Origin of the sequence: Uliginosibacterium paludis (assembly GCF_039631355.1) — a bacterium.
Lineage (GTDB): Bacteria > Pseudomonadota > Gammaproteobacteria > Burkholderiales > Rhodocyclaceae > Uliginosibacterium > Uliginosibacterium paludis.
Genome location: NZ_JBDIVF010000002.1, coordinates 782915 through 798099, shown reverse-complemented (window position 1 = coordinate 798099; position 15185 = coordinate 782915). Strand labels below are relative to the sequence as shown.

The window sequence follows — 15185 nt, the reverse complement described above, 5'->3', positions numbered from 1 at the left end:
ATGCGCAGCGATCCGTTTTCCAGCCGCTTCGAGCTTGCTGCCCGGCTTGTTCGCGAGGCGGGCCAGCTGGCCCTCGGCCACTTCCGCAGCAGCGGCCTGCAGGTCGGTCGCAAGGGCCTCCAGGATTTCGTGACGCCGGTCGACCATGCGGTCGAAGCGCTGCTGGTGGCAGGCATCCGCACGGCGTTTCCGGATGACGCAATCCTCGGCGAGGAAGGCGGCACCCACGCCGGCCGCACGGATGACGATGCCATATGGGTGATTGACCCCATCGACGGCACCATCAACTATGCACGCGGTCTGCCGCTGTGGTGCATTTCGGTCGCCCTGGTGCAGGCCGGTGAAATCCGCTTCGGCCTGATCTTCAATCCGGTAGCCGACGAGCTCTACACCGCCCGGCTGGGTCTGGGGGCTCACTGCAACGGCCGGCCGATCCGGGTGTCTTCCGCCCGCCTGCCGGAAGACGCGCGCATCGGCCTGGGCTACAGCCGGCGGCGGCCGGTGGGCCTGCATGCCGGGGCCGTGCGCGCGCTGCTGGACGCCCGCTGCGAATACGCCCGGATCGGCAGCGGCGCGCTGAGCCTCGCACTGGTGGCCGATGGCCGCCTCGACGGCTACTGGGAGCCGCACATCAATTCATGGGATGTGCTGGCCGGCCTGTGCCTCATTCGCGAAGCCGGTGGCTGGAGCGCACCCTTCCTGCACGGCGAGGCGCTCGTCGAAGGCAATCCGGTGCTGGCCTGCACGCCGGCCCTGCGTGACTTCCTCGTCACCACCTTTTCCGGCATCACCGCCGCATGAGCACGACGCCAGCCGCCCACCTCTCGATCTGGCTGCTGCCCGCAGTCGCCCAGGCCGCCGTGCTGGATGCCTGCATTGCGGCGCTCTCGCCCCGCTTCCTGACCCCGCCCTTCACCGCGCACGTCACGCTGCAGGGCGACCTCGCGCTCGACGAGTCGCAGGGCCGCGCACTCGCCCAGGCACTCGCCCAGGCACTCGCCCGCGAGCAGCCGGCGCTCACGCTGGCCCGGCAGGCGCTTGCCAGCTCACCCCACTTCTTCCGCTCGCTCTATCTGGAACTCGCCCCGGATGCCGCATTCGACGCACTGCAGGCGGCGTGCGCCGGGCTCAGCGGCACGCGCCACGGGCTCTCGCCCTTTCCCCATCTGAGCCTGGCCTATGGCGAGCCGCGCGAGGCCGTGCCACGCACCACCCTTGCGGCGCCGCATCATCCGGTGCTCAACGCACTCGGTCCGCTGCGCCTGGACCGTCTCGCGCTCGTCCATTCCTCGAAGGACGTCCCCATCGCCGACTGGCGACTGCTCGAGATCCTGCCGCTGCGCTGAGCGGCGACGCCGCCTGCAGCTCGGCCTCAACGTTTACCCGCAGATCCCGCCACCCTGGCCGGCTTCTTGACTCGAATCAAGGCGTCAGCGCGGTCAAACAAATCTCATAGGGTCGTGGCGCACCACAAGCGTGCCTCTCCGCTCGGGCATATCACATGCACCCATCCGGAGCACGAACTAGCCTGATGAACCGCCATCACCACGAGAGATGCCATGAAGATTGCCAGCCTGCTCGCACGTATCCGCCCCGAAGAGGCCGATCTCGTTGCCGCCGACCTCGCCCGCATTCCGGGCGTGAGCCTGCACGGCGTGGCACCTGACGGCGGCCGGCTCGTCGTGATGGTGGAAGACGGCGAAGGCTATGCCGTCTCCGACTCGATCCTGGCGGTGTCGATCACACCACGGGTACTCGGCACCACGCTGGCCTACGAATACACCGATGAGGACGCAACGCTGGCAGAGATCAACGATGCCTTCGCCAAGTCACGCGCAAAACAGGAGGAGAACCGATCATGAGCATGTCGCGTCGCGATTTCATCAAGAGCCAGGCGCTTGCCGCCGCAGCCGCCACGGCCACCGGCAGTTCGCTGGTGCATGCCGCCACGGCCGCCAGCGCGCCCGGCGAAGTGCGCTGGGACAAGGCGCCCTGCCGCTTCTGCGGCACCGGCTGCTCGGTGCTGGTGGGCGTGCAGAACGGCCGGGTGGTGGCCACCCAGGGGGACCCGGACGCGCCGGTCAATCGCGGCCTGAACTGCATCAAGGGCTACTTCCTGTCAAAGATCATGTACGGCGCAGACCGCCTCACCCAGCCGCTGCTGCGCATGAAGAACGGCAAGTTCGACAAGGAAGGCGAATTCACCCCGATCAGCTGGGATGCGGCCTTCGACATCATGGCCGAGAAGTGGAAAGCCGCGCTGAAGGAAACCGGCCCCGGCTCGATCGCGATGTTCGGCTCGGGCCAGTGGACCATCTTCGAAGGCTACGCCGCTGCGAAGCTCTGGAAAGCCGGCTTCCGCTCCAACAACCTCGACCCGAATGCGCGCCACTGCATGGCCTCGGCCGTGACCGGCTTCATGCGCACCTTCGGCATCGACGAGCCGATGGGCTGTTATGACGACATCGAGCAGACCGACGCCTTCGTGCTCTGGGGCTCCAACATGGCGGAAATGCACCCGATCCTGTGGAGCCGCGTGACCGATCGCCGGCTCTCCCACAGTGAATGCCAGGTGCATGTGCTCTCCACCTTCGAGCACCGCAGTTTCGATCTGGCCGACAACGGCATGGTCTTCGTGCCGAACACCGATCTCGCGATCCTGAATTACATCTGCAACCACATCATCCAGACGAAGCGGGTGAATCAGGATTTCGTGAAGAAGCATGTGAACTTCAAGAAGGGCGAGGGCGACATCGGCTTCGGCCTGCGCCCCGATCATCCGCTGGAAGCGAAGGCCAGCAGCAACGGCTACCCCGGCGCGGACGGCAAACCCAAGGGTGACAGCGGCAAGGCCGAGCCGATCAGCTTCGAGGAGTTTGCGAAGTTCGTCTCCGAATACACGCTGGAGAAAGTCAGCAAGCTCTCCCGCGTGCCGGCCGAGCGCCTGAAAAAGCTCGCCGAGCTGTATGCCGACCCGAAGAAGAAAATCGTCTCATTCTGGACCATGGGATTCAATCAGCATACCCGCGGCACCTGGGTGAACAACATGATCTACAACGTTCACCTGCTCACCGGAAAGATCTCCGAGCCGGGCAACAGCCCCTTCTCGCTGACCGGTCAGCCCAGCGCCTGCGGCACTGCGCGCGAGGTGGGTACCTTCGCCCACCGCCTGCCGGCCGACATGGTCGTGACCAACCCCGAGCATCGCAAGCATGCCGAGGAAATCTGGCAACTGCCCGAAGGCACCATCGGTGACAAGGTCGGTCTGCATGCCGTGGCTCAGAGCCGCGCGCTGAAGGATGGCAAGGTCGCCTGCTACTGGACCTCCACTACCAACAACATGCAGGCCGGGCCGAACATCAACGGCGAGGTCTATCCCGGCTGGCGCAATCCCAAGGCCTTCGTGGTGGTGTCGGACGTCTATCCCACCGTGTCGGCCCTGGCGGCCGACCTGATCCTGCCCAGCGCGATGTGGACCGAGAAGGAAGGCGCCTTCGGCAATGCGGAGCGCCGCACCCAGTTCTGGCGCCAGCAGGTCAGCGCGCCGGGTCAGGCCAGGAGCGATCTGTGGCAGTACATCGAATTCTCGAAGCGCTTCAAGGTCGAGGAAGTCTGGCCGGCCGAGCTGATCGCGAAGAAGCCGGAGTACAAGGGCAAGACGCTCTACGACGTGCTCTATGCCAACAAGGTGGTGAACAGGTTCCCGCTCGCGGACGTCGACAAGGCCAACAGCCACGCGATCAAGGGCTACATGAACGACGAGTCGAAGCAGCTCGGCTACTACCTGCAGAAGGGGCTGTTCGAGGAATACGCGAGCTTCGGCCGCGGGCACGGCCATGACCTGGCGAGCTTCGATGCCTATCACAAGGCGCGCGGCCTGCGCTGGCCGGTGGTGGATGGCAAGGAGACGCTGTGGCGCTTCCGCGAAGGTTACGACCCCTATGTGAAGGCCGGCGAAGGCGTGAAGTTCTACGGCCACAAGGATGGCCGCGCCGTGATCTTCGCGCTGCCCTACCAGGATCCGCCCGAAATGCCGGACAAGGACTTCGATCTCTGGCTCTGCACCGGCCGCGTACTGGAGCACTGGCATACCGGCAGCATGACGCGCCGCGTACCCGAGCTGCACAAGGCGGTGCCGGAGGCGGTGGTCTTCATGCATCCGGATGACGCCACCCAGCGCAAGCTCCAGCGCGGCATGCTGGTCAAGGTCGCCTCCCGGCGCGGCGAGATCACCGCCCGCATCGAGACCCACGGTCGCAACAAGCCACCGAAAGGCCTGATCTTCGTGCCCTTCTTCGACGAAGGGCGGCTGGTCAACAAGCTCACGCTGGATGCGACCTGCCCGATCTCGAAGGAGACCGACTTCAAGAAGTGCGCCGTCAAGGTCACCCGCGCCTGATCCGGTTCGTGATGCGGCCTGTGCGCCCTGCCAGGCTGCGTCACGACTCCGCCGGACCAAACCGCCATGAGCGCCTCGACCCCGCCCTCCGCCAGCCCCGCGCCGCGCCGCCGTTTCCTCAAGGACATGGCCGGCGCAGCGGGTGCGGCCTGCCTCTTCGCCACCGGCGCCTCGCTGGTCGCGAAGCAGTCTGCTGCGCGGGCGGCGCAGGTCATCCGGCCCCCGGGCGCGCTCGATGAGCCGGCCTTTCTCGGCGCCTGCATCCGCTGCGGGCTGTGCGTCCGTGACTGTCCGTATGACACCCTGAAGCTCGCCACGACGAATGACAATGTCGTACCCGGCACGCCCTGGTTTGCCGCGCGCGAAGTGCCCTGCGAGATGTGCGAAGACCTCCCCTGCGTGAAGGCCTGCCCCACCGGTGCGCTCGACCCGGCGCTGACCGACATCCGCGCAGCGCGCATGGGCGTGGCCGTGCTGATCGATCAGGAGAACTGCCTCAACTTTCTCGGCATGCGCTGTGACGTGTGCTATCGGGTCTGTCCGGTCATCGACAAGGCAATCACGCTCGAAATGCGGCGCAATCCGCGCGAGGAAAACGTCCGCCCGACCGGCTCGCTGCAGCCCGGACAGGACGGCGCGCCACAGGCCTTCGCACCCTCGCGCCACGCGATGCTGATTCCGACCGTGCATGCCGACGCCTGCACCGGCTGCGGCAAATGCGAGAAAAGCTGCATCCTGCCGGAAGCGGCGATCAAGGTTCTGCCGGCATCGATCGCACGAGGCGCTGCGGCCTCGCATTACCGGCGCGGCTGGGAAGAAAAGGACAAGGCCGGAGGCTCGCTGATCGGCGAGCAGCTCAAGCTGCCGATCCGCGGCATGGCTGAGCCAGCCGCAGGCGGGAGTCAGCCATGAGTGCCCGCCACCCCGCTGCCGAAGCGATTGCCACCAGGGGCTGGCTGCGCGCGCACCGCTGGCTGCTGCTGCGCCGCGCGTCCCAGCTGGCCATCCTGGCGGCCTTCCTCAGCGGCCCGCTCTTCGGCCTCTGGATCAGCAAGGGCAACCTCGCCTCCAGTCTCACGCTCGACCTGCTGCCGCTGACCGATCCCTTCGCCTTCCTGCAAATGCTGGCCAGCGGCCACCGGCCCGCTGCAGCGGCAGTCACCGGCGTGCTCATTGTCACCGCCTTCTACCTGCTCGCCGGTGGCCGCCTGTTCTGCGCCTGGGTCTGCCCGATGAATGCCGTGACGGACGCCGCAGCCTGGCTGCGTCGCCGTCTGGGCCTCAAGGGCGGCCGGAGCCCGCATCCCGCCACGCGCTACTGGCTGCTGGGCGCCGTGCTGATCGCCACCGCGCTGACCGGTCTGCAGGTGTGGGAGTGGGTCAATCCGGTCTCCATGCTGCAGCGCGGGCTGATCTTCGGCGCCGGCTCAGCCTGGCTGATCGTGGGCGGCCTCTTCGTTTATGACTTTGCCATGGCAGGCAGGGGGTGGTGCAGCCACCTCTGCCCGGTCGGCGCCTGCTACGCGCTGCTCGACCGGCCCGGCCTGCTGCGCATTTCGGCCCATGCCCGGCGCGACTGCGACGACTGCATGGACTGCTTCACGGTTTGCCCGGAACCCCAGGTGATCCGCCCTGCGCTCAAGGCCGTCGGCCAGCGCCATCCACTGATCCTTGCCAGCGCCTGTACCCGATGCGGGCGCTGCATCGATGTTTGCAGCAAGGACGTCTTCCGGCTCGGCAGCCGGTTCAACAGGAGCGAAAAATGAAAACACTGATGACCATCCTCATGGCCTGCCTGCTGGCCGCCCCTGCCCTCGCCCAGAAAGCCGCCGCGCCCGCGGAACCGGTGAAAGTCCAGACCCTGCGCGGCGTAGACATCAGCGGGCCGGAAGCCCCCTCCGACAACTTCCGCAACGAACGCGACCAGGGGCCCATGCCGCGTGACTTCGTGCAGCAGCCGCCGCTGATTCCGCACACGATCAAGGGCTACAACATCACGAAGAATTTCAACAAGTGCCTCGACTGCCACGCCTGGAACCGCACCAGAGACACCGGCGCAACCAAGGTCAGCATCACCCACTTCAAGACCTACTCCGGCACCGAGCTCTCCAACATCTCGCCTCGCCGCTACTTCTGCACCCAGTGCCATGTGCCGCAGACCGATGCCAAGCCACTGGTCGAGAACAGGTTCCAGCCCGCCGCCGGTTTCCGCTGAGCCTGCGCGCACCCGATACAGAGCACAACGCCACGCAAAGTCGAGGACAGGAACATGACTGACAACACCCCGGCCACCGGCCTCAAGGCCCGCCTCTGCGGGCTGCTCCGCAGGAAGTGGTTCATCGGCATCGGCGGCCTGCTGATCGCGTTTGCCGCCGGCATCATCTTCTGGGGCGGCTTCAATACCGCGATGGAATGGACCAACCGTGAAGCCTTCTGCATCGGCTGCCACGAGATGGAAGCCAACGTGTACCAGGAGTACCGCAACACCATTCACCATTCCAACCGCACCGGCGTGCGCGCCACCTGCCCCGACTGCCATGTGCCCAAGGAATGGGTCCCCAAGGTGATCCGCAAGATCCAGGCGTCGAAGGAAGTCTGGGGCAAGATCACCGGCAGCATCGACACCCGCGAGAAGTTCGAGACCGAGCGCATCCGCCTGGCCCAGAACGAATGGAAGCGGATGAAGGCGAACAACTCGCAGGAGTGCCGCAACTGCCACAACTACGACTTCATGGATTACGCCGAGCAGAACCGGCGCGGCGCCGCGATGCACCAGAAGGGCTTCGCCGAAGGCATGACCTGCATCGACTGCCACAAGGGCATTGCCCACAACCTGCCACCGATCGATCAGCATGTCGGCGCCGAGCGCGAGAGCGTGCCGCAGGAAGTGGTGCATCCGCCCCTGCCGGCGAGGCCGGACGGCAAACCCTGAGCGCTCGCCCTGCCAGGCGCTTCAGACAGGAAGCATCGGCCCCGCAAGGGGCCTTTGCTTTTGCGCCGTCGGGAAGCCGCAGCGGCCGCTGCGGCCTGCCCTTCAAGGAAGGAATCCGGAGGACCGCGCCGCGAGCGTTAAGGTTGCCTCTCGCCCGCTGCAAAGGACTGCATCATGACCCGATCGACCGCCTTCCTGCCCCGCTTCCTGCTGATGCTGAGCCTGCTCGGCCTGCCGCTTGCGCAGGCGGCCGCGCCCCTGCATCGGCAACAGGCGCCAGGCTATTACCGCATGCTGATCGGCAAGACGGAGGTCACCGCCATTTATGACGGCTTCATCGAACTCGAACCCGGCCTGCTCAAGGGAGCGAGCGCCAAAGACGTCCAGAAACTGATCGCGCGCATGTTCCAGACGACGACGCCCGGCGTGCAGACCGCCGTCAACGCCTTCGTGATCAATACCGGCGACAAGCTGATCCTCGTCGACAGCGGTGCGGCCGCCTGCTTCGGGCCCGGCATGGGGCGCCTGCTCGGCAACCTCAAGGCTGCCGGTTACGAGCCCGGCCAGGTCGACGCCGTGCTGCTGACCCATCTTCATGCCGACCATGCCTGCGGCCTGCGCAGCGCGGATGGCAAGGCAGTCTTCCCGAAGGCGGATGTGTTTGCGTCAAAGCAGGATGCGGATTTCTGGCTGGACGAAAACGCCATGGCCACGGCGCCGAAGAGCGCCCAGGGTTTGTTCAGGATGGCGCAGGAATCGGTAGCGCCCTACGTCGCCAGCGGCCGCTTCAAGACCTTTACGCCTGGCGGAACGCTGTTCGGCGGCGTGAGTTCGGTTGCCGCGTTCGGCCATACGCCCGGGCACACCGCCTATCTCGTCAAGGCAGGCAAGGAGCGTCTGCTGCTGTGGGGCGACATCGTGCACAACCATGCGAGCCAGTTCGTGCGCCCGGACATTTCGATCGAGTTCGACGTCGATGCCGCCAAAGCCATCGAGACCCGTCAGCGCCTGTTCGTCGAAGCCGCACGCGATCAGCTCTGGATCGGCGGTGCCCATCTGCCTTTCCCCGGCTTCGGTCATGTGCGCAAGGAAGAAAACGGTTTCAGCTGGGTGCCGGTGGAGTACGCGCCGCTGCCGTCGAAGAAGTGAAGGCCGCGTATTCTGACGTCATGAAAAAAAAGCCGGCTGATGCCGGCCTTGTTTTCATGCGCAGGACAGCTGCTCAGCCGCCATTGATGAGGGCGTCAGGCAGGTTGAAGAAGTAGAAATCATTGACGTTGATTTCCCACTCGTCGCCATGATGCCGACCGAAAACGCGCTGCTTCGCGCTGGCGCTGGAAACCCGGCTGCCGTCGAACTCCAGCACGATGCCATCGCCCTGCAACTCCTGGCCTGGCGAGGCGAGATGCACTTCGGCACGGCCGCTGCCCTTGCGGATCACGCCGAAGGAACATTGCGCCGACCCCTTCGGATCCGGGCCCACCGAACAGGGCACCCGACCGGTTGCGTGATAGGGCGTGCCCGCCACCTTGGCGTCATGGCGCAAGGCTGCGTCTGGGCGTGCGCCATCATGAAGCGAAAGGGTGAGCGTGAAGCGGGCAGCCTCGTTGCGGCGTGCGGCGCTGCGCATCAGATAGACGCGGACGCGATAGTCACCGTCCGCCGGCAGTGCGCCGGACCACTTGTTGCCCAGCATCGAGCCATTCGCCAGCGCCTCGTCAGAGCCGGGGGGCAGCAGATTGAAGTAGTTGGCACCATTCGAGCTGGTCATGCTCACATCGAGGGTCTGCCCCGCGCGGGCATGCACGATGTAATCCGCAAGCCCCTCACCCCTGATGCTGCCGCGAATCTGCTTCGGGGCTTGTCCGGCCACCACTGAAAGCGTTTTGCCGACGTTGTCAGCGGCCCATGCCGGCGCCGCCATCGCCAATGCCGATGTCATCATTGCAGCAGCCATCAGGCTCACGGTGATTTTCTTCATGCTTGTCTCCTCCCGATGAAACCGCCGCCTCCGCGGCCGCGGCTTCATGACATCCAGATGAATCCGGCAGAGGCAGCGTGAGGCCCGCGCCGGGGAAAAGACCATTATTGGCAGGCCGTGCCGCGAAGCCAAGACGGTGATTGTCACGGTTTGCTTCAGGGCCACAGGAAGACGGCGTACAGGGCACGGAGACGGGCGCAGCACATGCCACCGGCCGGCTCCGACGAGGCCGGCGAGACCTGGCCGCGCCGCAGCCTCAGAACCGCGCGGAGCCCTGCTCAGCGACGGGTCGGATACTCTTCCTCGATCTTGTCCTGGTAGTAGCCCATGGGCGAGCTGCTGGCGAGAAAGCGCAGCGCGATCTCCTCGCCGACACTGGTGTGCTGGATGATCCGGCCACCGGAGAATTCGATCTCCAGGATGCGGGCGTTGCGGTCGTAGCCTGCCGACTTGATGCCGCCCCGATTGATCGGCTTGCGTTCGATGGCCATGTGTCTTCCTCTCAGTAACGGACAGAGCCCGCGCGGGACTCGCGCAGCAGCATGTCCATGCGCGCGAAATCCCGTTCGATCTCGGTACGCGCCATCTGGCCGCTCCAGTAGCGGGCTTCGTCGCGCGTGCGCGCGGCGGCCAGGCGCATCTCGATCATGCGCCGGTCCTGCTCGAGGCGCTCGACCCGCTGGCGTGCCACATAGATGTCACGCCCCACTTCATAAGCCGGCAGGAAGGAACGCTCGGCCCAGACCGGACAGACGCCGGCGTAGTTTTCGCCGCGTCGCCCCACCGCCAGCGCATTGGCCGGCGTGCAGTAGAAATTGAGGCCGCGGTCGCGACCGGCGCGGTAAGGCAGCTCGGCCGGTGCCACGCCGTAGGGCGTGCAGGCTTCGCGGTGTTCATCGAAGCGGGCCATCGGACGCCCGTTCTGGCCATCACGAAAGCCGATCTGCTCCCAGTCGCCGCGCTGGCACTCGGACTCGCTGAGCGACGCGCAAGCGCCGAGGCAAAGCAGGCACATCACGGCTGGCAAGGCGGAAAAGGCTGACACGGCAGGGCTCCCGGACGATCCATCAAAGTGTAACGCCGGAATCCTGACGGGGATGACATGTTTATGTATCAGCCCCGGCAGCGCCGCCCGTCAGGGCTCAGTGCGCGCAGCCACAGCCGCCGTGGCCATGACCACCGCAGCCACCGCCTCCCTGCCCATGGCCCTTGCCTCCGCAGCACTCGTGATCCGGATCGTCATGCCCCTTGCCGCCACAGCATTCGTGGTCGCCATGCTCGTGCCCGCCGCAAGCATGCGCGCCGGCTTCGCCACGCGGGTCGAAGGGCGGTGCGGCCTCTAGCTCGCCCGCGCGGAACTGCGCGAGCGCCTCGCGCGCGCTTTCCGCTTCGCAGCCATAGACCTGGACACCGCTGTGCTGGAGTTCGTAGAGCAGGCGCGGATGGATTTCGCTGCACAGAATGCCGTCGATGCCGCTCACGATGGCTTCGCTGATGAGCTCGGGGTGTTCGCGATCCACGGCGTGAAGGCTCTCGCCTTCCACGATGAGGAGGTGGCGGGCGGCACCGAAATCGGGGTGCAGCGGCGCATCCAGGCCTTCGGCGCTGGCAACGGGAATGCAGAGTTTCATGCGGAATCCTTGCTGTCGGAATGATCGGAATCGGGAGCGGCCACGCGCGGGCCGATGGCCAGCGCCTTTCCGTTGAGCAGCGCATCGGCCACCTTGCGGTGGGCCCGCTCAAGGATGTTGCCGACGGTCTGCCGGGAGACGCCCATGCGCAGCGCCACATCGGCCTGGTACAAACCTTCGAGATCGGCCAGGCGCAGGGCTTCCAGCTCGTCGAGGTCCAGACGTACCTCATCGAGCAGTTTCATGGGCACGCCGCGCGGCTTGAAATAATCTGAAACGGGATCGCAGCTCACGCAGCGCTGCTTGGTCGGGCGTACCACGCGGGCTTCTCTTGATTACTGGCAAAAGCCAATTATCGGATCCGGTGCAGCATGCGGAGCTTGATCCTTGTCAGCCCACCGGGAGAAAGCCATGTCCGCACGCCTGTTCCGCCCCCTGACACTCACGCTCGCCCTGCTGGCCTGCAGTCCGGCCGGTGCCGCCACCGTGCTGATCGATGTGCGTACGCCCGCCGAATACAGCGAAGGCCATCTGGAGGGCGCGCTGAACATTCCCTACGACGAGATCGACAAGCGCATCGCGGAGGCGGCGCGGCGCGATGACGAGGTCATCGTCTACTGCCGCTCCGGCCGGCGCTCGCACGAGGCCGGCCAGACCCTGATCCGCCTGGGCTACCGCAACGTGCTCGACTACGGCGCCATGGACGACGCCCGCAAGCGCGTCCGCGCCACGCCGGAGCCGTCTCAGCGACCGTAGAACCGGCCGGTCTGAGCAAGCCAGCGATTCGCATCCCGCTGCAACCAGCTGCGGGCAATATCGTCCCCCTGCAAGAGCATGTCGATGAAGGCGAGGCTGACGGCCTGCAGGGACTTCGCCTGTTCGGCGTCATCCATCGGCTCGGGCGCGGCGCCACCCTTTGCAGCCTCGCGACCGCCTCCGGGCGGACCACCCCGGCCACCCTCCATGCCGCCGCCAGGACCACCTCCCATGCCGCCTCCCGGTCCGCCGCCCATGCCACCGCCGGGACCACCGCCCCGGCCGCCGGGCCCGCCTCGGGACGAGGACTTGCCCTCCTCCGGCGGCTTGCGTGTCTCGCCCGCAAAACCAGCCCCCATGCCCTGACCACCCCCCACGACGGCATGCGAAGCCCAGCTGAGCTGGAGCAGGTATTTGTCGCCGGCCGGCAGGTTGTCGAACACCTGGCGGCGCAGGGCAGGCTGAGTCACGAAATCGAAACCGTCGACATCCTCCGCACTGCTGACGGCCAGGACCGGCACCCGCATCTCCGCATAGCGCGTCGCGAAGCTTTCACCGCCGGATTCCGCGTGGGGACTCAGCAGGATCAGCCCTCGCACCGACGCCGGCAGCGTGCGCCCGGCGACGCCCGGCCAATGCTCACCCGCAGCGGCCTGAACCGTCTGCGCGCCGATGTCGAAGCCGGCCAGGATCATGTTGCCGGTATCGATCCGGGCCAGGAGATCGACGGGCAGGCCTTCGCCGAGCTCACCTGCCTTCAGTTGCCGGAGCAGGGCGTCAAGCACACCGAGGCGCTGCCCGAGACGCTCCGCCGAATAGGCGCGGGCCGCGATTTCGCGCCCCTTGCGGCCGTCTCCCGCCCCGGCCATGACCGCCGGGCCATCGGCACTGGCCTGCACGGCCAGCACGGCGTGCCCGGCCTCGGCCCAGTGTTGCATCAGCGGACCGGCCGCATCGGCGGGCGCGCCCAGTCCCGCCAGGAAGAGCACCAGCGGATAGCGCCCCGGCATGCCCGGCACGCGCAGCACCAGTTCAAGGCGGTTGTCTCCGAGCTGCAGCGTGCTGCGGCGGAGCTCCACCGCATTCATCTGCGCCGACTCATAACCGGGATTGCGCGGCGGGGTAGCGCGGGCAGCGGGCTCGGGCGGCCGGGCGGCGCAGGCGCCGAGCAGGAGGCACAGCACGAACGACAGGGAGCGGAAGGCGGAAAAGGACATGGCAGCGGCACGGAAAACGATCCGCTCATTCTTGTCGCAAGGACTGTGAGCTGCGCTCAGCCGGGATTAAAACCGGGTCAAGACCGCCCGGCCGCAGAGTCTGTCAGCCCCTTTTTCGCCATGCCATACTGCACGGATTGCGGCCGACCCTGAGTGCTGCCTGAACACGGAGACCCGCGCCATGACAGATCTGCTTGTCCGCTATGCCCACTTCCTCGCGATCCTGATCCTCACCGGCGTGCTGTTTGCCGAGCATCTGCTGCTGCGCGATGAAATGAGCGCTGCCGAAATCCGCAGGCTTGCGCGCATCGACCGTTTCTATGGTCTGGCCGCGGCGGGGGTGCTGGCCGCCGGCCTCACGCTCTGGATGTCCGGCGCCAAGCCGGCCGCGTTCTATACCGCCAACCCGGTCTTCCATGCCAAGCTGGGGCTGTTTGCGCTCGCGGCGCTGATTTCGATCCACCCGACGGTCTTCCTCATCCGGCAAAGCCGGCTCGAAGCGCAGGTCGTGCGGGTGCCGCGCAGCGTGAGACAGGCCGTCCGCCTCGAGCTGGCCATTCTCATCCTGCTGCCCTTGCTGGCGGTATTGATGGCCCACGGCGTGGGCCTGCGAGGCTGAATCCTCAGAACTGCCCGGTCCGCAGCAGCACCAGGGTGCAGGCTTCCAGATGGGGAATGCCGGCAGCGTCCAGCCGGGCGTAGGCTTCCGGATTCTCGGTGCCGGGATTGAAGATCACGCGCCGGGGGGCGAGCGCCACAATGGCGTCGAGCAGCTCGGCCTGACGCGCCGGCCCTACATACATCGTGACCGTATCAACCTTCTCGGCCAGATCAGCCGGGCTCGCGACCGCCCTCCGGCCTTCGACCTCGCTGAGCGCCGGAGCCACCGGAAAGGTCTGGTGTCCGTATTCCGCCAGCATTTTCATGGCCTTGTTGGAATAGCGCTCGGGGTTGTTGCTGGCGCCGATGACTGCGACCTTTTCCATGTGCGACCTCCTGCGGTGAGCCAGGAACCAGCATGCCACGGCTCGCGCCCCGCGACCAGTCCGGATGCGCGATACTGCGGGGTTTCACGGAACGATACGGGGCACCGCCATGATCATCATCCTGGGCGCGATGGAAAACGAGATCGAGAGTTTTCTCGGCGCACTCGAAGAAACCAGCACGCATGAGTGGAACGGTTTTGCCCGGCACCGCGGCAGGCTCGGCGGGCATGAGGTGCTGATCAGTCGCAGCGGTGTCGGCAAGGTGATGGCCGCCATGGTGACGCAGAACCTGATCGACACCTGGAAGCCCCGCGCCCTGCTCTTCACCGGCATTGCCGGCAGCCTGCGCGAAACGATCGACATCGGTGACACTCTGCTCGGTCGCGATCTGGTCCAGCACGACATGGACACCTCCGGACTGGGCATTCCGCGCGGCCAGATTCCCTTCACCGATTACCGCTTCCTGCCCGCCGATCCGGCCTTGCTGGCGATTGCGCAAACCTACCGGCCGCCACAAGGCCAACTGCACAGCGGGCGGATCTGCACCGGCGACCAGTTCATTACCCATCGCGATCTCGACAGCCATCGCTACCTCTTCGACGAACTCGACGGCGACGGGGTCGAAATGGAAGGCGCGGCGGTCGCTCAGGTCTGCGCCCTCAACCGGCTGCCCTGCCTGGTCGCACGCACGATCTCCGACCGCGCCGATGGCAAGGCCGCTGAAAGTTTCGCAGCCTTCCTGCCGCGCGCCAGCCTCAACAGCCTGTCGCTGGTGCGCCACATCCTGGCCGCACTGCCGACGGCCTGAGCCCGGACCACCGCATCACGACACACGGGCTAACATGTAGCCCCTTTGCATGAGGAGTCATCCATGAGCAGCTTCACCAAGGTCACCCTTTTCACCGATACCGACGGCCGCGCCCGCTTCCGCGAAGAAAGCATCGCGCTGGACCAGGGCAATCCGCCGGCAGTGTGCCTCTCCGCTATTTCGCCAGCCAGCGGCGTGCAGTTCCGCGAAAGCCCGGTCGGTTTCCGTGCGCCGGTTCACTGCACCGGCGCCCCGCAATGGCTGTTCGTGCTCTCGGGTGCCATGGAGATCGGTCTGCTCGACGGCACGAGCCGCGTCTTCAAGGCGGGCGAGCATTTCTTCTCGGCCGACACGCTGCCGGAAGGCGCCACCTTCGATCCGGCCATTCACGGGCACTGGAGCCGTCAGCTCGGTGACGAGCCGCTGGTCACGCTCTTCGTGAAGGCCTGATCGCCACCACCGCCACGGCGCCGAT

Annotated in this window: 20 protein-coding genes; 13 read left to right on the top strand and 7 right to left on the bottom strand. The window is 66.4% G+C overall.

The features are described 5' to 3' along the window. The 9 genes from ABDB87_RS08745 (at position 1) to ABDB87_RS08705 (ending at position 8480) form a co-directional block, all read left to right on the top strand. On the top strand, positions 1–801 hold the full coding sequence (locus ABDB87_RS08745) for an inositol monophosphatase family protein (protein WP_345926019.1): 801 nt from the start codon (positions 1–3) through the stop codon (positions 799–801). Continuing rightward, positions 798–1346, top strand: a complete 549-nt coding sequence (locus tag ABDB87_RS08740) for a 2'-5' RNA ligase family protein (RefSeq protein WP_345926017.1) — start codon at positions 798–800, stop codon at positions 1344–1346. The genes ABDB87_RS08745 and ABDB87_RS08740 overlap by 4 nt, the downstream gene beginning before the upstream one ends. 213 nt (positions 1347–1559) lie before the next feature. Then, positions 1560–1862: a chaperone NapD gene (locus tag ABDB87_RS08735; RefSeq protein WP_345926015.1), complete on the top strand. Its 303-nt coding sequence runs from the start codon at positions 1560–1562 to the stop codon at positions 1860–1862. After that, positions 1859–4399, top strand: a complete 2541-nt coding sequence (gene napA / locus ABDB87_RS08730; RefSeq protein WP_345926013.1) for a nitrate reductase catalytic subunit NapA — start codon at positions 1859–1861, stop codon at positions 4397–4399. The genes ABDB87_RS08735 and napA overlap by 4 nt, the downstream gene beginning before the upstream one ends. 66 nt (positions 4400–4465) lie before the next feature. Beyond that, positions 4466–5311 carry a ferredoxin-type protein NapG gene (locus tag ABDB87_RS08725; protein ID WP_345926011.1) on the top strand — a complete coding sequence of 282 codons (846 nt, stop codon included), beginning with the start codon at positions 4466–4468 and terminating at the stop codon, positions 5309–5311. Beyond that, positions 5308–6165 (top strand): quinol dehydrogenase ferredoxin subunit NapH, encoded by an 858-nt coding sequence (napH, locus tag ABDB87_RS08720; protein ID WP_345926009.1) that lies wholly within the window; start codon positions 5308–5310, stop codon positions 6163–6165. The genes ABDB87_RS08725 and napH overlap by 4 nt, the downstream gene beginning before the upstream one ends. Further along, positions 6162–6614: a nitrate reductase cytochrome c-type subunit gene (locus ABDB87_RS08715; RefSeq protein WP_345926007.1), complete on the top strand. Its 453-nt coding sequence runs from the start codon at positions 6162–6164 to the stop codon at positions 6612–6614. Before napH ends, ABDB87_RS08715 begins: the two co-directional genes overlap by 4 nt. 54 nt (positions 6615–6668) lie before the next feature. Next, the gene (locus ABDB87_RS08710; protein WP_345926005.1) at positions 6669–7331 is read left to right on the top strand and encodes a NapC/NirT family cytochrome c; all 663 of its coding nucleotides are present in this window, start codon (positions 6669–6671) and stop codon (positions 7329–7331) included. A gap of 174 nt (positions 7332–7505) precedes the next feature. Then, entirely contained in the window at positions 7506–8480 is a 975-nt protein-coding gene (locus ABDB87_RS08705) for an MBL fold metallo-hydrolase (protein WP_345926003.1), read from the top strand. Positions 8481–8553: 73 nt separating this feature from the next. On the opposite strand, the gene ABDB87_RS08700 is transcribed toward ABDB87_RS08705, so the two are convergent. The 5 genes from ABDB87_RS08700 to ABDB87_RS08680 all read right to left on the bottom strand — a co-directional run bounded on the left by ABDB87_RS08700 (position 8554) and on the right by ABDB87_RS08680 (position 11263). Next, positions 8554–9312, bottom strand: a complete 759-nt coding sequence (locus tag ABDB87_RS08700; protein ID WP_345926001.1) for a hypothetical protein — start codon at positions 9310–9312, stop codon at positions 8554–8556. Positions 9313–9590: 278 nt separating this feature from the next. Then, positions 9591–9803, bottom strand: coding sequence for a KTSC domain-containing protein (locus ABDB87_RS08695; RefSeq protein WP_345926000.1), 213 nt, complete (start codon positions 9801–9803; stop codon positions 9591–9593). An 11-nt stretch (positions 9804–9814) separates the two neighbouring features. After that, a complete protein-coding gene (locus ABDB87_RS08690; RefSeq protein WP_345925999.1) occupies positions 9815–10357 on the bottom strand; it encodes a DUF2799 domain-containing protein in 543 nt (180 codons plus the stop codon). Between the two features lie 97 nt (positions 10358–10454). After that, a complete protein-coding gene (locus ABDB87_RS08685) occupies positions 10455–10943 on the bottom strand; it encodes a NifB/NifX family molybdenum-iron cluster-binding protein (RefSeq protein WP_345925997.1) in 489 nt (162 codons plus the stop codon). Then, positions 10940–11263: a DUF134 domain-containing protein gene (locus ABDB87_RS08680; protein WP_345925995.1), complete on the bottom strand. Its 324-nt coding sequence runs from the start codon at positions 11261–11263 to the stop codon at positions 10940–10942. Before ABDB87_RS08680 ends, ABDB87_RS08685 begins: the two co-directional genes overlap by 4 nt. Before the next feature lie 91 nt (positions 11264–11354). Between ABDB87_RS08680 and ABDB87_RS08675 the strand changes: the two genes are divergently transcribed. Continuing rightward, the gene (locus ABDB87_RS08675) at positions 11355–11699 is read left to right on the top strand and encodes a rhodanese-like domain-containing protein (protein ID WP_345925993.1); all 345 of its coding nucleotides are present in this window, start codon (positions 11355–11357) and stop codon (positions 11697–11699) included. Here the strand turns inward: ABDB87_RS08675 and ABDB87_RS08670 are convergent. Further along, the gene (locus tag ABDB87_RS08670; protein ID WP_345925991.1) at positions 11687–12916 is read right to left on the bottom strand and encodes an alpha/beta hydrolase family protein; all 1230 of its coding nucleotides are present in this window, start codon (positions 12914–12916) and stop codon (positions 11687–11689) included. The two genes, ABDB87_RS08675 and ABDB87_RS08670, sit on opposite strands and share 13 nt — an antisense overlap. A gap of 181 nt (positions 12917–13097) precedes the next feature. Between ABDB87_RS08670 and ABDB87_RS08665 the strand changes: the two genes are divergently transcribed. Then, a complete protein-coding gene (locus tag ABDB87_RS08665) occupies positions 13098–13535 on the top strand; it encodes a DUF2214 family protein (RefSeq protein ID WP_345925989.1) in 438 nt (145 codons plus the stop codon). 4 nt (positions 13536–13539) lie between these two features. Here ABDB87_RS08665 and ABDB87_RS08660 read toward each other — a convergent pair whose 3' ends face one another. Next, the gene (locus ABDB87_RS08660) at positions 13540–13902 is read right to left on the bottom strand and encodes a CoA-binding protein (RefSeq protein ID WP_345925987.1); all 363 of its coding nucleotides are present in this window, start codon (positions 13900–13902) and stop codon (positions 13540–13542) included. Positions 13903–14011: 109 nt separating this feature from the next. On the opposite strand from ABDB87_RS08660, the gene ABDB87_RS08655 reads away from it, so the two are divergent. Together ABDB87_RS08655 and ABDB87_RS08650 are read left to right on the top strand one after the other, a co-directional pair. Beyond that, positions 14012–14710 (top strand): 5'-methylthioadenosine/adenosylhomocysteine nucleosidase, encoded by a 699-nt coding sequence (locus ABDB87_RS08655; RefSeq protein WP_345925985.1) that lies wholly within the window; start codon positions 14012–14014, stop codon positions 14708–14710. Positions 14711–14773: 63 nt separating this feature from the next. Then, the gene (locus tag ABDB87_RS08650) at positions 14774–15160 is read left to right on the top strand and encodes a cupin domain-containing protein (protein ID WP_345925983.1); all 387 of its coding nucleotides are present in this window, start codon (positions 14774–14776) and stop codon (positions 15158–15160) included. Positions 15161–15185 lie beyond the last annotated feature (25 nt).